This window comes from Roseobacter sp. FCG-D35 (genome assembly GCF_033436665.1).
Lineage (GTDB): Bacteria > Pseudomonadota > Alphaproteobacteria > Rhodobacterales > Rhodobacteraceae > JAWQFO01.
Genome location: NZ_JAWQFO010000007.1, coordinates 25,149 through 42,569 on the forward strand (window position 1 = coordinate 25,149; position 17,421 = coordinate 42,569).

At 66.1% G+C, this 17,421-nt stretch carries 16 protein-coding genes; 4 read left to right on the forward strand and 12 right to left on the reverse strand.

Annotation, left to right across the window (positions count from 1 at the left end; all coding sequences use genetic code 11):
• The 12 genes from R5H30_RS15830 to coxB form a co-directional block, all read right to left on the reverse strand.
• Complete coding sequence (locus R5H30_RS15830; protein ID WP_318329487.1) at positions 1–603, reverse strand: NYN domain-containing protein; 603 nt, start codon at positions 601–603, stop codon at positions 1–3.
• A 91-nt stretch (positions 604–694) separates the two neighbouring features.
• Complete coding sequence (locus tag R5H30_RS15835; RefSeq protein ID WP_318329488.1) at positions 695–2,116, reverse strand: FAD-binding oxidoreductase; 1,422 nt, start codon at positions 2,114–2,116, stop codon at positions 695–697.
• A 37-nt stretch (positions 2,117–2,153) separates the two neighbouring features.
• Entirely contained in the window at positions 2,154–2,969 is an 816-nt protein-coding gene (locus R5H30_RS15840) for an MBL fold metallo-hydrolase (protein ID WP_318329490.1), read from the reverse strand.
• Positions 2,970–3,112: 143 nt separating this feature from the next.
• Positions 3,113–3,697, reverse strand: a complete 585-nt coding sequence (locus R5H30_RS15845) for a GNAT family N-acetyltransferase (RefSeq protein ID WP_318329491.1) — start codon at positions 3,695–3,697, stop codon at positions 3,113–3,115.
• Positions 3,697–4,959: a M16 family metallopeptidase gene (locus R5H30_RS15850; protein WP_318329493.1), complete on the reverse strand. Its 1,263-nt coding sequence runs from the start codon at positions 4,957–4,959 to the stop codon at positions 3,697–3,699. Before R5H30_RS15850 ends, R5H30_RS15845 begins: the two co-directional genes overlap by 1 nt.
• Complete coding sequence (gene thrC / locus R5H30_RS15855) at positions 4,956–6,344, reverse strand: threonine synthase (protein WP_318329494.1); 1,389 nt, start codon at positions 6,342–6,344, stop codon at positions 4,956–4,958. The genes R5H30_RS15850 and thrC overlap by 4 nt, the downstream gene beginning before the upstream one ends.
• A 5-nt stretch (positions 6,345–6,349) precedes the next feature.
• Positions 6,350–7,027: an SURF1 family protein gene (locus tag R5H30_RS15860; RefSeq protein ID WP_318329495.1), complete on the reverse strand. Its 678-nt coding sequence runs from the start codon at positions 7,025–7,027 to the stop codon at positions 6,350–6,352.
• Positions 7,028–7,114: 87 nt separating this feature from the next.
• The gene (locus R5H30_RS15865; protein WP_318329496.1) at positions 7,115–7,921 is read right to left on the reverse strand and encodes a cytochrome c oxidase subunit 3; all 807 of its coding nucleotides are present in this window, start codon (positions 7,919–7,921) and stop codon (positions 7,115–7,117) included.
• Positions 7,922–7,947: 26 nt separating this feature from the next.
• Positions 7,948–8,532 (reverse strand): cytochrome c oxidase assembly protein, encoded by a 585-nt coding sequence (locus R5H30_RS15870; RefSeq protein ID WP_318329497.1) that lies wholly within the window; start codon positions 8,530–8,532, stop codon positions 7,948–7,950.
• A complete protein-coding gene (locus R5H30_RS15875) occupies positions 8,532–8,696 on the reverse strand; it encodes a cytochrome c oxidase system small membrane protein (protein ID WP_318329498.1) in 165 nt (54 codons plus the stop codon). The genes R5H30_RS15870 and R5H30_RS15875 overlap by 1 nt, the downstream gene beginning before the upstream one ends.
• On the reverse strand, positions 8,696–9,634 hold the full coding sequence (gene cyoE, locus R5H30_RS15880) for a heme o synthase (protein ID WP_318329499.1): 939 nt from the start codon (positions 9,632–9,634) through the stop codon (positions 8,696–8,698). Before cyoE ends, R5H30_RS15875 begins: the two co-directional genes overlap by 1 nt.
• Positions 9,635–9,689: 55 nt before the next feature.
• Entirely contained in the window at positions 9,690–10,571 is an 882-nt protein-coding gene (coxB, locus tag R5H30_RS15885) for a cytochrome c oxidase subunit II (RefSeq protein WP_318329500.1), read from the reverse strand.
• A 176-nt stretch (positions 10,572–10,747) separates the two neighbouring features.
• Here coxB and tldD point away from each other — a divergent pair, with 176 nt between their 5' ends.
• The 4 genes from tldD (at position 10,748) to R5H30_RS15905 (ending at position 17,419) form a co-directional block, all read left to right on the forward strand.
• Complete coding sequence (gene tldD / locus R5H30_RS15890) at positions 10,748–12,169, forward strand: metalloprotease TldD (RefSeq protein WP_318329501.1); 1,422 nt, start codon at positions 10,748–10,750, stop codon at positions 12,167–12,169.
• Positions 12,170–12,275: 106 nt separating this feature from the next.
• On the forward strand, positions 12,276–13,445 hold the full coding sequence (gene dprA, locus R5H30_RS15895; protein WP_318329502.1) for a DNA-processing protein DprA: 1,170 nt from the start codon (positions 12,276–12,278) through the stop codon (positions 13,443–13,445).
• Positions 13,446–13,924: 479 nt separating this feature from the next.
• Positions 13,925–16,549 (forward strand): type I DNA topoisomerase, encoded by a 2,625-nt coding sequence (topA, locus tag R5H30_RS15900; protein ID WP_318329504.1) that lies wholly within the window; start codon positions 13,925–13,927, stop codon positions 16,547–16,549.
• Positions 16,550–16,720: 171 nt separating this feature from the next.
• Entirely contained in the window at positions 16,721–17,419 is a 699-nt protein-coding gene (locus tag R5H30_RS15905; RefSeq protein ID WP_318329505.1) for a CoA transferase subunit A, read from the forward strand.
• Positions 17,420–17,421 lie beyond the last annotated feature (2 nt).

Genomic DNA, 17,421 nt, shown 5'->3' on the forward strand with positions numbered 1-17,421 from the left:
TCAGGCCGCCTGCCGGGTTCCCGTCTCGGCCTCCGCCAGCTTCGGCAGTTTGAGCCAGAGGCGACCCGACCGGTAACCGCCCGGAACCAAGTGGCCGGGCTCCAGGATTTCGGGGAACTCGGCCTCCCAGTCGCGGTACCGGTCGCGGGTGACCACGAAGGCGCCATACCGGCGCGCGAGGCGCAGGATCGTGGGATCCGCCGGAGTTCCCTTGTCGACGACCAGAACCTGCGCCGGCGCGATCCCGATCGCTTTCGCGAGATCGTCGTCATGCCTGTAACGCCCTGACAGCAGGTACCCGGCGTTCGCATCGAAAACGACGATGGGCAGGATGCCGCGCTGCTCGAGCGCACGGGCGACCTCGCGCACCGGTTCGATCCGGGGAACCCCATCCTTCCAGTGCATGACGTTCGAACCGTCGAGAATGGCGCCGGAAACGAAGTCCTGCGACGAGTCCCGTCGGGCGCGTCCGCGCAGAACGAGGATCGTGGACGCGACGAGGCACGGCACGGCCAGCAGCAGCAGGTCCGAGTATTGTGGAACCGCGCGGGCGATGGCGGTGGCAGCAAGCGAGGCGGCGAGTACGAGCAGGACGACGGGCATGGCCGTGTCGTGACAGCCCGATGTGGCTCAAAAAAGGCAGGGAACACGAAAAACGGGTTTCACCCTTAGATAGTTTTATTATGATCGAGTTCTAGCCATCCGTGCGCAATACCGCGCCGGGATTCATGATCCCCTGCGGGTCGAGCGCCGCCTTGATCGCACGCATGGCCGAGAGCTTGGCCGGGTCGCCGTAGCGCTCGAGATCGTCCACCTTCAGCCGTCCGATCCCGTGTTCGGCACTGATCGAGCCGCCCATCTCGTGCACGAGATCATGCAGCGCGCGCATCACCTCGGCGCTTTGCCCCGCGCACTCGGTCTTGGAGCGTCCCTCGGGGGGAAAGACGTTGTAGTGCAGGTTTCCGTCGCCCAGGTGACCGAAGCAATTGAGCCGGAAATCTCCCAGCCGTCCGATCGCCTCGCGGCCACGCACGATGAACTCCGGGATGGCCCCGAGCGGGACCGACAGATCATGCGAGGACACCGCCCCGATGGCGCGGTTGGCCTCGGGGATGTGTTCCCGGACGGACCAGAACTCCTGCGCCTGCGTCTTGTTCTGGGCCACGACGCCGTCGAGCACGAGCCCTTCCTCGTGACCCGCCACGAACAGATCCTCCATCACCGTCTGCGGATCCAGATCGCGCGGCAGACTGATCTCGGCCAGCACCGTCCAGTCTGGCGGGCTGTCGAAGGGCTGCCGGACCGCGGGAAGTTTCTCGGCGAGAAAGCGCAGCCCCTGCCCCGCGATCAGCTCGAAGCCGGTGACCATGTCGCCGAGCCGGTCGCGGGCCAGCGACAGCAGCGACAGCGCCGCCTCGGGCGAAGGCACGACCAGCATCGCCGTGCCCACCGCACCGGGACGCGGAAAGAGTTTCAGCGCGGCGGCGGTGATGATCCCCAGTGTGCCTTCCGCGCCGATCAGCAGGTGGCGCAGATCGTAGCCGGTGTTGTCCTTCCTGAGCCGCCTGAGCCCGTGCCAGACCTGCCCGTCCGGCAACACCGCCTCGAGCCCGAGGCAGAGTTCGCGGGCGTTGCCGTAGCGCAGCACGGCGGTGCCGCCGGCATTGGTGGCGAGGTTGCCGCCGATCCGCGCCGAGCCTTCGGCGGCGAGTGAGAGCGGGAACAGCCGGTTGGCATCCTCGGCCGCGGCCTGGGCGTCCGCGAGGATCACCCCGGCCTCGCAGATCATCGCGTTCTCTTCCGTCCAGACGCCGCGGATGCGGGTCATGCGTTCGAGCGACAGCACCAGCGGCGCGGGACCGTCGGGCAGCAGCTGGCCGCCGACCAGCCCGGTGCCGCCGCCGTACGGGATCACCGCCACGCGGCGCTCCGCGGCAAGCCGCACCAGGGTCGCGACTTCGCCGACGTCACGCGGCAGGGCCAGCAGCCCGTCCTGTCCGGAATAGCGGCCCCGCGGCTCCTCGCGGTAGCGCGGTTCAAGCGGGCGCAGCACGTCCTCGGGCAGGTGGTCGCGCAACAGGGTCTCGAAGGCGGAATCGGCGGGGTTGAGGATCATGCCATCTTGATCCGCCGCGGCGCTGCGGGATGCAAGCCTAGTCGTCGGTGAGCCAGGCCGGGTCCAGCACCATGATCGTCGGGCGCGACGGCAGCCGGTCGAGCGAGATGTCGAGCGACGGGGCGCCGGTGCGCACCACGGCGAACTCGTCGGACATGCCGAGAAGGAAGGCATCGAGCGTGTAGCCGCCGAACCAGTGCATCGGGATCACGACCGAGGACTTGAGGCGCTTGAGCACCCGGATCATCGTCGGCAGGTCGAGCGTCATGCCCCCGTCGACCGGCGCCATCACCACGTCGAGCCGGCCGATCGCGGCATATTGATCGGGGTCGGGTTCGTGGTGCAAATGACCCAAGTGGCCGATGCAGAGCCCCGCCATCTCGAAAATGAAGATCGAGTTGCCGTTCGGCTCGGCGCCACCGAACTGCGAGCGGATGTCGGTGGAAACGTTGCGCACCAGCACTTCGCCGAGGTCGAGGTGATGGTCGATCCCCTGCCCGAACGGGCCCCAGCCGGGCAGGACGTTGGGGATCGCCGGATCGGGATGCGCGGTCCAGTGCGTGTCATGGGCGTGGTTCATGGTAACGACGTCGGGGATCAGCCGCGTGGTTCCGAGAAAGCCCGTGTAATCGGTGACCATGTCGAGCCCGCCGTGGCTGCGGATGAGAAAACTCGCATGGGCGATGTAGTGGATGCGCACGGTTTCCGGGGCGACCTGAGTGAGGCTGGCGGGCTGGACATATTCGAGCCCGGAAGCGGCGTCGGCCAGCGCGATGCAGTGACTGGGCTGCCGGGTCTGCGCAAACGCGGGTTGCGCGGCGAGGACGAGAAAAAGGAGCAGTCGGGCGAGCATGGCGGGCCTCCACGTCCGAGCATCTAGCGCGGGTGACGCGAAGTCCAGCGGCAGTGCGGGTTGCGGTCGCCGGAACCGGGGCTCTGCCCCGGACCCCGGGATACTTTTCAACCAGAGAAGGGGCGCCGACCCGCCGGTGCCAATCAGCCTGCGACGGTCTTGCCGCGGCGGTCGCCGCGCAGGGCGGCGTAGAGCACATGGGTGCGCCAGCGCCCGTCGATCTGCAGATAGCTCTGGGCGACGCCCTCGTACTTGAAGCCGGTCTTCTCGAGCAGTCCGCGCGAGGCCTGGTTCTCGGGGAGGCAGGCGGCCTCGATGCGGCTGAGATCCATCCGCGTGAAGGCGTGATGCACCACGGCATCGATCGCCTCGCGCATGTAGCCGCGCCGCGCGAAGGGCTCGCCGGTCCAGTAGCCGAGGGTTCCGGCCTGGGCGGGTCCGCGGCGGACGTTGTCGAGCGTGATGGCGCCGATGAGCGTGTCGTCCTTGCGGCGCAGCAGGAAGAGCGGCAGCGCGGTGCCCGAGGCGACGGAGCGCTGCGCCCAGTAGACGCGGTTGGTGAAGGCCTTGCGCGTGAGGTGATCCTCGGCCCAGGACGGCTCCCACGGGGTCAGGTACTCGATGCTCTGAACCCTGAGCGCCGACCAGGCGCGATAATCCGAGTGCACCGGCGGGCGCAGCGTCATGCGCTCTGTCTCGATCCGGAGCTTGCGCAGGGACCGCAGCATCAGGCGGCCCGGCGCTCCTGCATCTGCTGCAGCGTCGGGGCGGCGTCGACGGGTCCGTAGAGCGCCGCCGCCATGGGCGCGCGCGCGGCCATCTGCTCGGCGAACTCGCGCACGTCGCCCGTGGTCACCGAATCGATCAGCGCGACGGTTTCCTCGAGCGGCGGCACCCGGTCCCAGATCTGCACCAGCCGCGCCAGGCGTTCGGCGCGGTTCGAGGGACTTTCGAGCCCCATCAGAAGGCCCGCCTTCATCTGCGCCCGGGCGCGCGCGATCTCGGCCGGGGACATGTCGGAGGCCGCGCGCTTCATCTCGTCGATGGTCAGGCCGGCGAGATCCGGCAACTGCTCGGCGCTCGTGCCGGCGTAGATCGTCGTCATGCCGGTGTCGGCATAGGCCCCGGCCTGGGCGAAGATCGAGTAGCAGAGCCCGCGGTGTTCGCGGATTTCCTGGAACAGCCGGCTCGACATGCCGCCGCCGAGCGCCGAAGCGTAGATCTGGGCGGTGTAGATCTGGTCGTCGCGGTAGCCGGGGCTTTCGAAGGCCAGTGCGAAATGCGCCTGCTCGAGCGCTCTCGACTGGCGCCGTTCACCGCCCGAGAACCGGGCCCGGGCGACCTCTGCCAGCGGCTTTTCCGGCATGTGACCGAAAAGTTCCTCGGCCAGTTTCACGATCTGGTCGTGATCGACCGCACCGGCGGCGGCGAGGATCATCTGACCCGGTCCGTAGTGCTCACCGATGAAGTTCGACAGGTCTTCGCGGCCGAAGCCCGTGACGCGCTCGGCCGGGCCGAGGATGGTGCGTCCCATCGGCTGGTCGGGGTAGGCCTCTTCCTGAAGCCAGTCGAAGATCACGTCGTCGGGCGTGTCGAGAGTCTGGCCGATCTCCTGCAGGATCACGCCGCGCTCGATCTCGATCTCGGAACTTTCCAGCGTCGGGTTCAGCAGGATGTCGGCGATCACGTCGAGCGCCAGAGGCACGTCGGTCTCGAGCACCCGGGCATAGTAGGCCGTCACTTCGCGGCTGGTATAGGCGTTGATGTAGCCCCCGACGTCCTCGATCGCCTCGGCGATCTGCAGCGCGGTGCGGCGCGCGGTGCCCTTGAAGGCCATGTGCTCGAGAAAATGGGCGATGCCGTTCTGTGCGGGCGTCTCGTGGCGTGCGCCTGCGGTGACCCAGACGCCGACGGAGGCCGAGGCGAGGCTCGGCATGCGTTCGGTCACGATGCGGAAGCCGTTGGGCAGGCGATGTTGTTGCAGTGTCACGTGCGGATGTTGTCCCTGATGTGCTGCGTGAGCGCGCCGAGATCGTTCGGCAGCCGGGTCACGCGTTCGGGCTTGTCATACAGGTCCGCCATGCGCGGAGGCAAGGGCGGGCGGATGCCGGTCGCGGCCTCGACGGCGTCTGGAAACTTGGCCGGATGGGCGGTGGCGAGGGTAATCATCGGCGTGCCGGCTTCGCGCTGTTCGTCCGCGACCTTGATGCCGACGGCGGTGTGCGGACAGACCAGTTCGGCACTCGCGCGCAGGGTCGCACCGATGGTGGCCGAGGTTTCCTCTTCGGAGGCGCGGCCGGAGCTGAAATGCGACTGCAGCACCTGCATTGCGCCCTGGCTCACGTCGAAGCCACCGGATTTGAGTTCGTCCATGAGTTGCGAGACGGCATTGCCGTCGCGGTCGTAGGCATCAAAGAGCGCGCGTTCGAAGTTGGAACTGACCTGGATGTCCATCGAAGGGCTGATCGAGGGGCGGGTCTCGCCCTTGCGATAGCCCTGCCCCTTCAGGCAGCGGTCGAGGATGTCGTTCTGGTTCGTGGCCACCACCAGTCGCTCGATGGGCAAACCCATTCGCTTGGCGATGTAACCTGCGAAGATGTCGCCGAAATTGCCGGTGGGCACGCTGAAGCTGACCCCCCGGTGCGGCGCGCCGAGGCTGACCGCGGACGAGAAGTAATAGACGATCTGGGCCAGCACCCGGCCCCAGTTGATCGAATTCACCCCCGCGAGGCGCACGCCGTCGCGGAAGTCGAAATCGTTGAACATGTCCTTGAGCCGGGCCTGGCAATCGTCGAAATCACCGTCGATGGCGAGCGCGTGAACGTTGTTCTCGGAGGGCGTCGTCATCTGGCGGCGCTGCACCTCGGAGACGCGGCCATGCGGGTAAAGGATGAAGACATCGACGTTGTCGAGGCCGCGAAACGCCTCGATCGCCGCCGACCCGGTGTCGCCGGAGGTGGCGCCGACGATGGTCACGCGTTCGTTCGCGCGGCCCAGCGCGGTCTGGAACATCTGCCCGATCAGCTGCATCGCGAAATCCTTGAAGGCGAGCGTCGGGCCGTGGAAGAGTTCGAGCAGGAAGTGGCCCTGGTCGAGCTGCACAAGCGGGGCGCGGGCGGCGTGGCCAAAGCTTGTGTAGGCACGCTCGATGCAGCCGCGGAACTCGTCGACCGAAAACGTGCCGCCGACGAAGGGGTACATGACGCGAAAGGCGATCTCCTCGTAGCCGAGACCTTCGAGCTGCGCGATCTCGGCCGGCAGCAGGGCCGGGATTTCCTCGGGAACGTATAGGCCACCGTCGCGGGCGAGGCCGGTCAGCATTGCCTCCTCAAAGTTCAGGACGGGGGCGGCTCCACGCGTGGAGATATACTTCATGACACTCAGCTTTTCGTCTTGGCGCGCCCGCGGCGCAGGAAGAAGGCCGTCATCGCCAGCCAGATCGCGGCGAGAGAAAACCAGGTGATCGCGTATTGCAAGTGATCGTTCGGGATACCCGCGCCGTCCACCGGCAGCGGCGTGACCGTGTGGTCGGCCGGTACTACGTCGCGGGCGACGATCAGCACCGGTTCGGTCTCGAGAGCCGCGGCCATCTCGGGCACGTCCCGGGCGAACCAGATACCGGCCTCGAGGTCCGGCGCCGGGGTGAAACCGTCGCTTTCGTCCGGCCAGTGCAGGTTACCGGTCACGCTGACAGGCGCTTCGGGGACCGGTCCCGGTTGCGCATCGTTGGGGATGAAACCGCGGTCCAGAAGGATGCGCCGCCCCGACGAAGTCTCGAAGGGGAAGATGAGGCGATACCCCGCGCCGACCCGCTTGACCGACACGAGAACGCGCAACCCCGGCGCGCCGAAAACGCCCTCGGCACGTACCGGAAGAAAGCGGTCCGCGACGGGATCGGGCTTGTCGGGCAGCGCCACAGGCTGCGCCGCGATGCGCGCGTCGATGTCGGCCAGCATGTCCTGCTTCCAGCCCAGACGCTGCATCTGCCAGGTGCCCAAGCCGATGAGCACGGCAGCGCCGCCGAGGCCGAAGATCAGCAGGAACGCCAGTCGGCGCATGACGGTACCTCTTTCGGGTCACGACAAAGGCGCGCGGAGCACCGCGCGCCTTCGGGAATATCTGGCCGGGCGTTCAGCCGGTCGGGATCAGGCGCCGCCCCACATGTAGACGGCGAAGAACAGGAACAGCCAGACCACGTCGACGAAGTGCCAGTACCAGGCCGCCGCCTCGAAGCCGACGTGCTTTTCCGGCGTGAAGTCGCCGCGCATGGCCCGGATCAGGCAGACGATCAGGAAGATCGTCCCGATGATCACGTGCGCGCCGTGGAACCCCGTCGCCATGAAGAAGGTCGAGAAGAAGACGTCGCCGCCGAAGGTCCAGTCGTAGTGCAGCAGCAGTTCGCCGTATTCATAGGCCTGCAGCGCGGTGAAGAGGATCCCGAGCACGATCGAGATCGCGAGCCCGTTGATCAGGTCCTTGCGGTTGTTCTCGTGCACCAGCGCGTGGTGCGCCCAGGTCACGGCGCAGCCCGACAGCAGCAGCACGAGCGTGTTGATCAGCGGCAGGTGGAAGGCGTCGACAGGGATGAACTCTGCCGGCACGTATTCCGAGCCCACGTAGTCGTTCATCGGGTAGATGGCCTGTTTGAAGAAGGCCCAGAACCATGCCGCGAAGAACATTACCTCGGACATGATGAACAGGATGAACCCGTAGCGCAGACCGATCCGCACCACCGGGGTGTGATCGCCGACATGGCTTTCGCTGACCACCTCGGACCACCACGCGAACATGACGTAGAGAACGAGGACGAAACCGATCAGGAAGACGAAGGGCGTGATGCCGTGCATCCAGAGAACGGCACCGGTGAGCATGATGAACCCGCCGATAGACCCGAGGAACGGCCAGATCGAGGGGTGCAGGATGTGATAGTCGTGGTTCTTGGCATGGGCCATGCGGTCGGTTCCCCAGTTGCGTTGTTCTAGTTCAGGCTCGTGCCCGTTGTCGCGGCTTCGTCCTGCAGCGCGGCATAGCCTTCGGGCAGGTCGATTTGGTAGAATGTATAGGAAAGCGTGATCGTGTGTACATATTGCCCGTCCTCGTCTTCGACGATTTCGGGATCGACGTAGAACGACACCGGCATCTGCACGCTTTCGCCGGGCTCGAGGACCTGCTCGGTAAAGCAGAAGCACTCGATCTTGTTGAAGTACCCGCCGGCAACGTAGGGATAAACGTTATAGGACGCCTGCCCCGCCACGGGCCGGTCGGTCGGGTTGTGCGCCTCATAGAACGCGAGGCCCGTCTCGCCAATGCGCACCTCCATCGTACGCTCGACGGGGCGGAACTCCCACGGCATGTCGCGATTGACCGAAGCGTCGAAGCGCACCGTCACCGTCTGATCCAGGATTTCTTCCGAATCGACGTCCGAAATCTGCGTCACGCCACCGAAACCCGTGACCCGGCAGAACCAGTCGTAGAAGGGGACCGAGGCCCAGGCCAGGGCGCCCATGGTCACGACCACGCCGACGAGTTGGACAACGGTTTTCTGCGGACCCTGCAACGCCATCAGTTCGTCACCTCACCGGCATTCGGAACCTTGAAGTCGTCGCTGGTCACCTTTGCCACCGTCAGGGCCATGACCAGCACGACGAACCCCGCCAGCAGCAGGCCGACACCGACGTTCCGGCCCCGGCGGCGATCGTGGATCTCGTGCTCGGCGCGGATCGGCATCACCAGGCTCCCAGCGCGAAGGCGCGCATCGCCGCCTCGACGAGAATCACGCTGAAATGCACGAAGAGATACCACAGCGACAGGCGGAAGAACTTCTTCTCGACCACATAGCCGTCAGCTTCGGCCTGCGCCTCGTCCCGGCGCCAGATGTCCACGGCGCCTTTCACGAACAGCGCGTTCAGCACCAGCGCCGTGGCAAGGTAGGCCGGTCCGCCGATCGCGGTGAACCCGGTGGCGAGTGCCAGCACGGCCAGCAGGACGGTATAGACAAGGATGTGGGTGCGCGTGGTTCGGCGTCCGTGGGTCACGGTCAGCATCGGCACGCCGGCATCGTCGTAGTCGGACTTCATGAACAGGGCCAGCGCCCAGAAGTGCGGCGGCGTCCACATGAAGATCAGCGCGAACATCAGCCACGCCTCGACCGAGACGCCGCCGGTGGCGATGGCCCAGCCAATCACTGGCGGGAACGCGCCCGCGGCACCGCCGATGACGATGTTCTGCGGCGTCGCTCGCTTGAGCCACATCGAGTAGACGACGGCGTAGAAGAAGATCGTGAAGGCCAGCAGCGCGGCCGCCAGCAGGTTGGCCGCAAGCCCGAGCATCATCACCGACAGGAAGGAAAGACCCAGCCCGAGGCCCAGCGCCTCGCCTGGCTCTACCCGGCCCGAAGGGATCGGGCGACGCGCCGTGCGGCGCATCACGCCGTCGATGTCCGCATCCCACCACATATTGAGCGCGCCAGAGGCGCCGGCCCCGACGGCGACGAAAAGGATGGAGGCAAAGGCCACGACGGGGTTCACCGTTACAGGCGCGGCCAACAGGCCCACCAGCGCCGTGAAAACGACAAGCGACATCACGCGCGGCTTGAGCAGGGCGAAGAAATCGCCCATCTGCGCGTCCTGCGTCTGCGTCGGTGCGGAATAGCCTACGTCGGACATCCGTGTTCCTGTTCGCTGTATCCTGCGAAGCCGGTCACCCGGCTCCGCGAAGTGCTCACTTCGATGCGACCGTCAGAGTTCGCGAAATACCTGCGTATTCCTCCTTGGCGCCGGCCAGCCACTCGGCATAGGCCTCTTCCGACACCACCTTGACCGTGATCGGCATGTAGGCGTGGTTCAGACCGCACAGCTCGGAGCACTGGCCGAAGTAGACGCCTTCGCGCTCGGGCTTGAACCACAGCTCTGCCAGGCGACCCGGAACGCCATCCTGCTTCACGCCGAACGCCGGGATCGTCCACGAATGGATTACGTCAGCGGCGGTCACCTGCATCACGATGGTCTTGCCCACGGGCACTACGACCGAGGTGTCGGTGGCGAGCAGGAATTGCTCGTCCGAATAGCCGGCTTCCTGCAACTGCGCGGACACTTCCGGCGTCAGGACGTTGTTTCCGCCGGTGGCCGGTGCGCCGATCATGTAGCTGGAGAACTCGAGGCCCTCGTCGACGTACTCGTAGCCCCAGTACCACTGGTAGCCGGTCACCTTGATGGTGATGTCGCCTTCCGGGATCTCCTGCTGCTTGAACAGCGTCGGCAACGAGAACGCACCGATGAAGATTAGGATGACGATCGGAATCACCGTCCAGGCGATCTCGACCGGGGTGTTATGGGTAAAGCTCGCGGCTTCGGGATTCCGCTTGGCGTTGTAGCGCACGATCACCCAGAGGATCAGTGCCACCACGAACAGCGAAATCAGCGTGATGATGATCAGCACCATGTGGTCGAGCCATTGCAGGTCGGTCGCCAGCTCCGTCACGGCGGCCTGGAAGCCGATACCGCCCGGCGTCGGCTGACCCACGATCTCCAGACCGTCCTGAGCGAAAGCCTGGCTGGCGCCGAACCCGGCCGGAAGGCCCGAGAGATAAAGAAGTCGTTTCATGTGGTCGTCCTGATCTGGGATCACAGTTTCACGGAACGGCGCGCATGGCTGTGCCGCCACGGCCGTTGTAATCTGCGCACTTACAATCATATTCTGCGTGCAAGATAAAGGCTTCAGCTTGCGTCAAACGGACGCTGAGCGGCCTTCGTGGCGCATTTTTTCAAGGAAACCTCCCCATGAGCGACGCCCAGTTCAACCCATTCGGCGACACGCTCGACCGCGACGCGGCGCTGCGCATGCTGCGCGCGGCGACGGAGGGTGCCGATGATGGCGAGTTGTTCTTCGAACGCCGCCGGTCCGAGGCTCTGGCCTTCGACGACGGACGCCTGAAGACGGCTAGCTACGACAACTCGGAGGGATTCGGCTTGCGCGCCGTGCGTGGCGAGGTCGCGGGCTACGCACATTCGACGGACATCTCCGAAGCGGCCCTCGCGCGCGCGTCCGAGACCGCGCGCCTTGCCGTGGGAGACGGCGGCGGCACGTTAGCGGACGCCCCCGCGGCGACAAATCGGCACCTATACACCGACGCCGACCCGATCGCCGGGGCGAGCTTTCCGGTCAAGATCGAGACCCTGCGCGAGATCGACGCCTTCGCGCGCGGCCTCGACAAGCGCGTTGTGCAGGTCTCCGCGACGGTCGCCGCCAGCCTCCAGGAAATCGAGATCCTGCGCCCCGACGGGCACAGCGTCCGCGACGTACGGCCGATGACGCGGATGAACGTGTCGGTGATCGTCGAACAGGACGGCCGGCGCGAGCAGGGCTCGGTCGGTGGCGGCGGGCGCGTCGGGTTAGACGGTCTGATCGACCCCGCATACTGGCAAGCCAAGGCGCGCGAGGCGCTGCGCATCGCCACCGTGAACCTCGACGCGGAACCGGCGCCGGCGGGCGTCATGGACGTCGTGCTCGGCCCCGGCTGGCCCGGCATCCTGCTGCACGAAGCCATCGGGCACGGGCTCGAGGGCGACTTCAACCGCAAGGGCACTTCGGCCTTCGCCGGGCTGATGGGCCAGCGAATCGCAGCGCCAGGCGTCACCGTGCTCGACGACGGGACGATCCCGGACCGTCGCGGATCGCTGACCGTGGACGACGAAGGCACCCCCTCGGCGCGCAACGTGCTGATCGAGGACGGAATACTCGTCGGCTACATGCAGGATCGCCAGAACGCCCGGCTGATGGGCGTGAGCCCGACCGGCAATGGCCGCCGACAGAGTTTCGCGCACCCGCCAATGCCGCGCATGACCAACACCTACATGCTTGGCGGTGCGGCCGCGCCTGAAGAGATCGTGGCCGACCTGAAGGACGGCATCTATGCCGTGGGCTTCGGTGGCGGGCAGGTCGACATCACCAATGGCAAGTTCGTGTTCTCCTGCACCGAGGCTTACAGGGTCAGGAACGGCAAGGTCGGCGCGCCGGTCAAGGGCGCCACGCTGATCGGCGACGGCGCGACGGCGCTGCAACAGATCCGCGCCATCGGCAACGACATGGCGCTCGACCCGGGCATGGGAAATTGCGGCAAGCAGGGCCAGTGGGTGCCGGTCGGTGTCGGACTGCCGACCGTGATGATCGGCGGGCTGACGGTGGGCGGGTCGGCGGCCTGACGCCTGCGCGCTCCTCCCCTTAATTAGCGAGGCATCCGCGGAAATTCGTTCATAGGTTGTTAACTACCCGCACGTATACCTGTCTCAGCAAGAGGCGGAGACAGGGATGACTGAAAAGGACGAAAATCCTTCTTCCACTCACCCCCCACTCCCACCCACCTCGGAAGATGAAAGTTTCTCGCGCCTTCGTCTCTTGCGATCCCGCCGGGTCGGCATCGCCACCTACAACAGGCTGCTGGCTGAACACGGCACTGCGCAAAACGCGCTGGCCGCGCTACCCGAGGTAGCGCGCGCCGCCGGCGTTCGTGACTACGAAATCTGCCCCGAAGGCGTCGTTCATGCCGAACTGAAGGCCGCCCGTGCCGCCGGCGCGCGACTGATTGCGTCGGGTTCGCCCGCCTACCCCGACCGGCTGCGCGATATCTCCGATGCGCCGCCGTTTCTCTGGGTGAAGGGCGATCCCAAGCTTCTGTTACGGCCGATGGTCTCGCTGGTGGGGGCGCGCAACGCTTCCTCGCTCGGAACCCGCACGGCCCGCGCGCTGGCCCGCGATCTCGGGGCCGCCGGGTTCGTGATCGTCTCCGGACTGGCGCGCGGGGTCGATGCCGCGGCCCATCACGCAGCACTCGACACCGGCACGATCGCCGTGATGGCGGGGGGCGTCGACGTGATCTACCCGGCCGAAAACGCGGAACTGGCCGATGCCATTGCCCGAACCGGGCTGCGCCTGTCCGAACAGCCGATCGGCCTGCAACCGGCGGCGCGGCATTTTCCGACACGCAACCGGGTGATCGCGGCCCTCGGCCAGGCCGTCGTCGTCGTGGAAGCGGCCGCGAAGTCGGGCAGCCTGATCACCGCCCGCGACGCGCTCGACCAGGGGCGCGACGTGCTCGCGGTGCCGGGTCATCCCTTCGACGCCCGCGCGGCCGGCTGCAACATGCTGATCCGCGACGGCGCCACGTTGGTCCGCTCTGCAGACGATGTGCTGGCGGCACTGGCGCCGATCTCCGCAGCACCCGCACCGCCCCCGGCATCAAAGAGCGACACCGCGATCGTCGAACACCGCAGCCCGCCCGCATCGCGGTCGCGGTTGCGCGACGCCGCCGCCTTGCATCTGCGGATTCTCGAACGCCTCGGTCCCTCGCCTGTGGCCGAGGATCAGCTGATCCGCGATCTCTCGGTCTCGGCCGCCGACGTCGCCCCGGCGCTTGTCGATCTCGAACTCGACGGGCAGATCACCCGACAGCCCGGCGGCCTCTTGGCCCGCGCGGTCTGACGCGAACCGCTCGCGCGACTCTTGACACAGGCGCTATCCTCAGGATGCCCCGGTTGGAGGGTGTCAGGAGAGATCGGAACAGGACCTTGATAAGGCTTGATGACAGCGAAGAAAGCGACGACCGCAGCTATTATCGCAATACACGGCATATACGACGGCGAATCACCGAAACGCGTCCCGACGGAACCACCCTCACGTATTGTCGGACCGAAGAAACAGAAATCGCGGTTCTGAGGTCGGACTGGCGGATCCAATGCGCGCGGTCTGACGATCCTGAAGAGGTCGAGGCGACGCTCAAGGCACTGCTTGCGGAGAAGAATGCACGGACCGACTGAGGCGTCCGGGGCCTGTTCCGGCACCGTTCGGAATGCAGGCCCAGGCCACCGCCGCCTGCTGTTGCGGTTGCAATTCTTTCCTTGCACCCCACATCACGCATCGCCATAGACGCAACAGTTCCATGCTCAGAGGTCCCTGACTTTATGCCAGTTGTCGTTGTCGAATCCCCTGCCAAGGCCAAGACGATCAACAAGTATCTGGGGGATGACTACACCGTTCTCGCGTCTTACGGGCACGTTCGCGACCTGCCGCCGAAGGACGGGTCGGTCGACACCGACAACGGGTTCGACATGCTCTGGGAGGTGGCCTCGGACAGCAAGAAGCACGTCAAGGCCATCGCCGACGCGCTGGCCCAGGACAACGCCCTGATCCTCGCCACCGACCCCGACCGCGAGGGCGAGGCGATCAGCTGGCACCTTCAGGAAGCCCTGACCAAGCGCCGGTCGATCAAGAAGGATACCGCCGTCAGCCGCGTGGTCTTCAACGCGATCACCAAGAATGCCGTGACCGAAGCCATGCAGAACCCGCGGCAGGTCGACATGCCGCTGGTCGAGGCCTATCTCGCGCGCCGTGCGCTCGACTACCTTGTGGGTTTCAACCTCAGCCCGGTGCTCTGGCGAAAGCTGCCCGGCGCGAAATCCGCGGGCCGCGTCCAGTCGGTGACCCTGCGCCTCATCGTCGAGCGCGAGATGGAGATCGAGGCGTTCCGTGCCCGCGAATACTGGTCGGTGAAGGCGCTGCTCGCCACGCCGCGCGGGCAGGAGTTCGAGGCCCGGCTGACGGTGCTGGCCGGAAAGAAGCTCGACCGTTACGACATCGCCAACGAGACCCAGGCCGAGATGGCGGTGCAGGCGGTGACCAGCCGCGACCTTTCCGTGTCTTCGGTCGAGGCGAAGCCCGCCAACCGCAATCCGGCGGCGCCGTTCATGACCTCGACCCTGCAGCAGGAGGCCAGCCGCAAGTTCGGCATGGGCGCGCGCCAGACCATGAGCACGGCGCAGCGGCTCTACGAGGCGGGGTACATTACTTACATGCGAACCGACGGCATCGACATGGCCCCGGAAGCGGTCAGCATGGCCCGCGACGCGATCGCCGAGCGCTACGGCAAGGAATATCTGCCCGCCTCGCCGCGCATCTACAAGAACAAGGCCAAGAACGCGCAGGAAGCGCACGAATGCATCCGGCCTACCGACATGCGGCTCGACGCGGGCGGGCTGAGGGTCACCGAGGACGATCAGCGCAAGCTCTACGATCTGATCTGGAAACGCACGCTCGCCTGTCAGATGGAGGCCGCGCGGCTCGAACGCACGACGGTCGACATCACCAGCAAGGACGGACAGGTCGGATTGCGCGCCACCGGACAGGTGGTGCTGTTCGACGGCTTCCTGCGCGTCTACGAGGAAGGCCGCGACGATGTTGTAGACGACGACGACAAGCGCCTGCCGCAGATTGACGAGGGCGACCGGATGGACAAGCGCTCGGTCACGCCCGAGCAGCATTTCACCCAGCCGCCGCCGCGCTACACCGAGGCCACGCTGGTCAAGCGCATGGAAGAGCTCGGCATCGGGCGGCCCTCGACCTATGCCAGCATCGTGACCACGATCCAGGACCGTGGCTACGTCCGCAAGGACAAGAACCGGCTGATCCCGGAGGACAAGGGGCGGCTGGTTACGGCGTTCCTCGAAAACTACTTCCGCAAGTACGTGGGCTACGACTTCACAGCCGATCTCGAGGATCAGCTCGACAACGTGTCGGCCGGTGACGCGGATTACAAAGACGTGCTGGCGCGCTTCTGGCGCGATTTCTCGGCGGCGATCGCCGAGACAGCGGAGCTGCGCATCACCGAGGTGCTGGAAAAGATCAACGAGGTGCTGGAACCGCATCTCTTCCCGCCCAAGGAGGACGGCAGCGACCCACGGCTCTGCCCAAACTGCGGCGAGGGCCGGCTGTCGATGCGCACCGCGCGCTCCGGGGGGGCGTTCATCGGCTGCTCGAACTATCCCGATTGCCGCTATACCCGCGCCTTTGGCCCGCCGGGTCTGGAGGACGACGAGGGGATCGGTCCGGACGGCAAGCTGCTGGGCATCGACGGCGATGACGAGATCCGCCTCTTCAAGGGACGGTTCGGTCCCTACGTGCAGCGCGGGGCCGCAACCGAAGAGCAGCCCAAGCCGCCGCGGGCCAGCCTGCCCAAGGGCTGGCCGCCCGAGGATCTCGACCTTGAAAAGGCACTGATGCTGCTATCGCTACCCCGCGAGATCGGACCGCATCCCGACGACGGTGAGATCATCGAGGCCGGCATCGGACGCTACGGGCCCTACGTGAAGCACAACCGGCTTTACGCGAACCTGCCGGAGGTCGAGGAGGTCTTCACGATCGGCATGAACCGCGCCGTCGAGGAACTGGCCAAGAAGGCCGCGAGCCGCGGCAACCGTGGTGCTGCGGCGAAACCCCTGCGCGAACTCGGCGAGCATCCGGGACAGGGCGGCGTGATCGGCGTTTATGACGGACGTTACGGGCCATATGTGAAATGGGAGAAGATCAACGCGACGCTGCCCAAGGGCACCGAGCCCGAAAGCGTCACGCTCGAACAGGCAGCCGGGTTGATCGACGAGAAGGCGGCCAAGAAGGGCGGCGGGCGCAAGAAGGCGGCCAAGAAGCCGGCTGCAAAAAAGACCGCCGCCAAGAAGGCGACGACCAAGAAGACGGCGACGAAAAAACCCGCCGCCGGGAAGACGGCCGCACAGAAGGACGATGGCGACGCCTGAGGGCGGCGTTGGCATGATCGGACAGGTCGCGATGCGCGCCAAGATTCCGTTGCCGCGCTATTGGCCTTCCGCTTTTTGCTTGCGTATAGTCACCGTCGAAAGGCTGGCGCTGCAGTGCGGCACCGGCGGAACGCAGACAGTCCCGGTGCAGCCCCGGGGTGAGGGAACGAGATGAAGAAAGTTTACGGCTCCGCGTCCGAAGCGCTCGACGGATTGCTTTTCGACAACATGCTGATCGCTGCCGGCGGCTTCGGGCTTTGCGGCATTCCCGAGCTGCTGATCGCAGCCATCCGCGAAGCCGGAACGAAGGATTTGACCGTCGCCTCCAACAATGCCGGCGTCGACGGTTTCGGGCTGGGCGTGCTGCTCGAAAGCCGCCAGGTCAAGAAGATGATGTCGTCCTACGTCGGCGAGAACGCGGAGTTCATGCGCCAGTACCTCTCGGGCGAGCTCGAGCTCGAGTTCAACCCGCAAGGAACCCTTGCCGAGCGCATGCGCGCCGGCGGCGCGGGTATCCCGGGCTTCTATACCAAGACCGGCGTCGGCACGGTGATCGCCGAGGGCAAGGAGCACAAGGATTTCGACGGCGAGACCTACATTCTGGAACGCGGGATCTTTGCGGACCTGTCGATCGTCAAAGCCTGGAAGGCCGACGACACCGGCAACCTCGTCTTCCGCAAGACCGCGCGCAACTTCAACCCGCCCGCGGCGATGTGCGGCAAGGTCTGCGTGGCCGAGGTCGAAGAGATCGTGCCGCGTGGCGCGCTCGATCCGGACACGATTCATTTGCCGGGCATCTACGTGCACCGCCTGATCCAGGGCGAGCATGAGAAGCGGATCGAACAGCGCACGGTGCGCCAGCGCGCCTGACC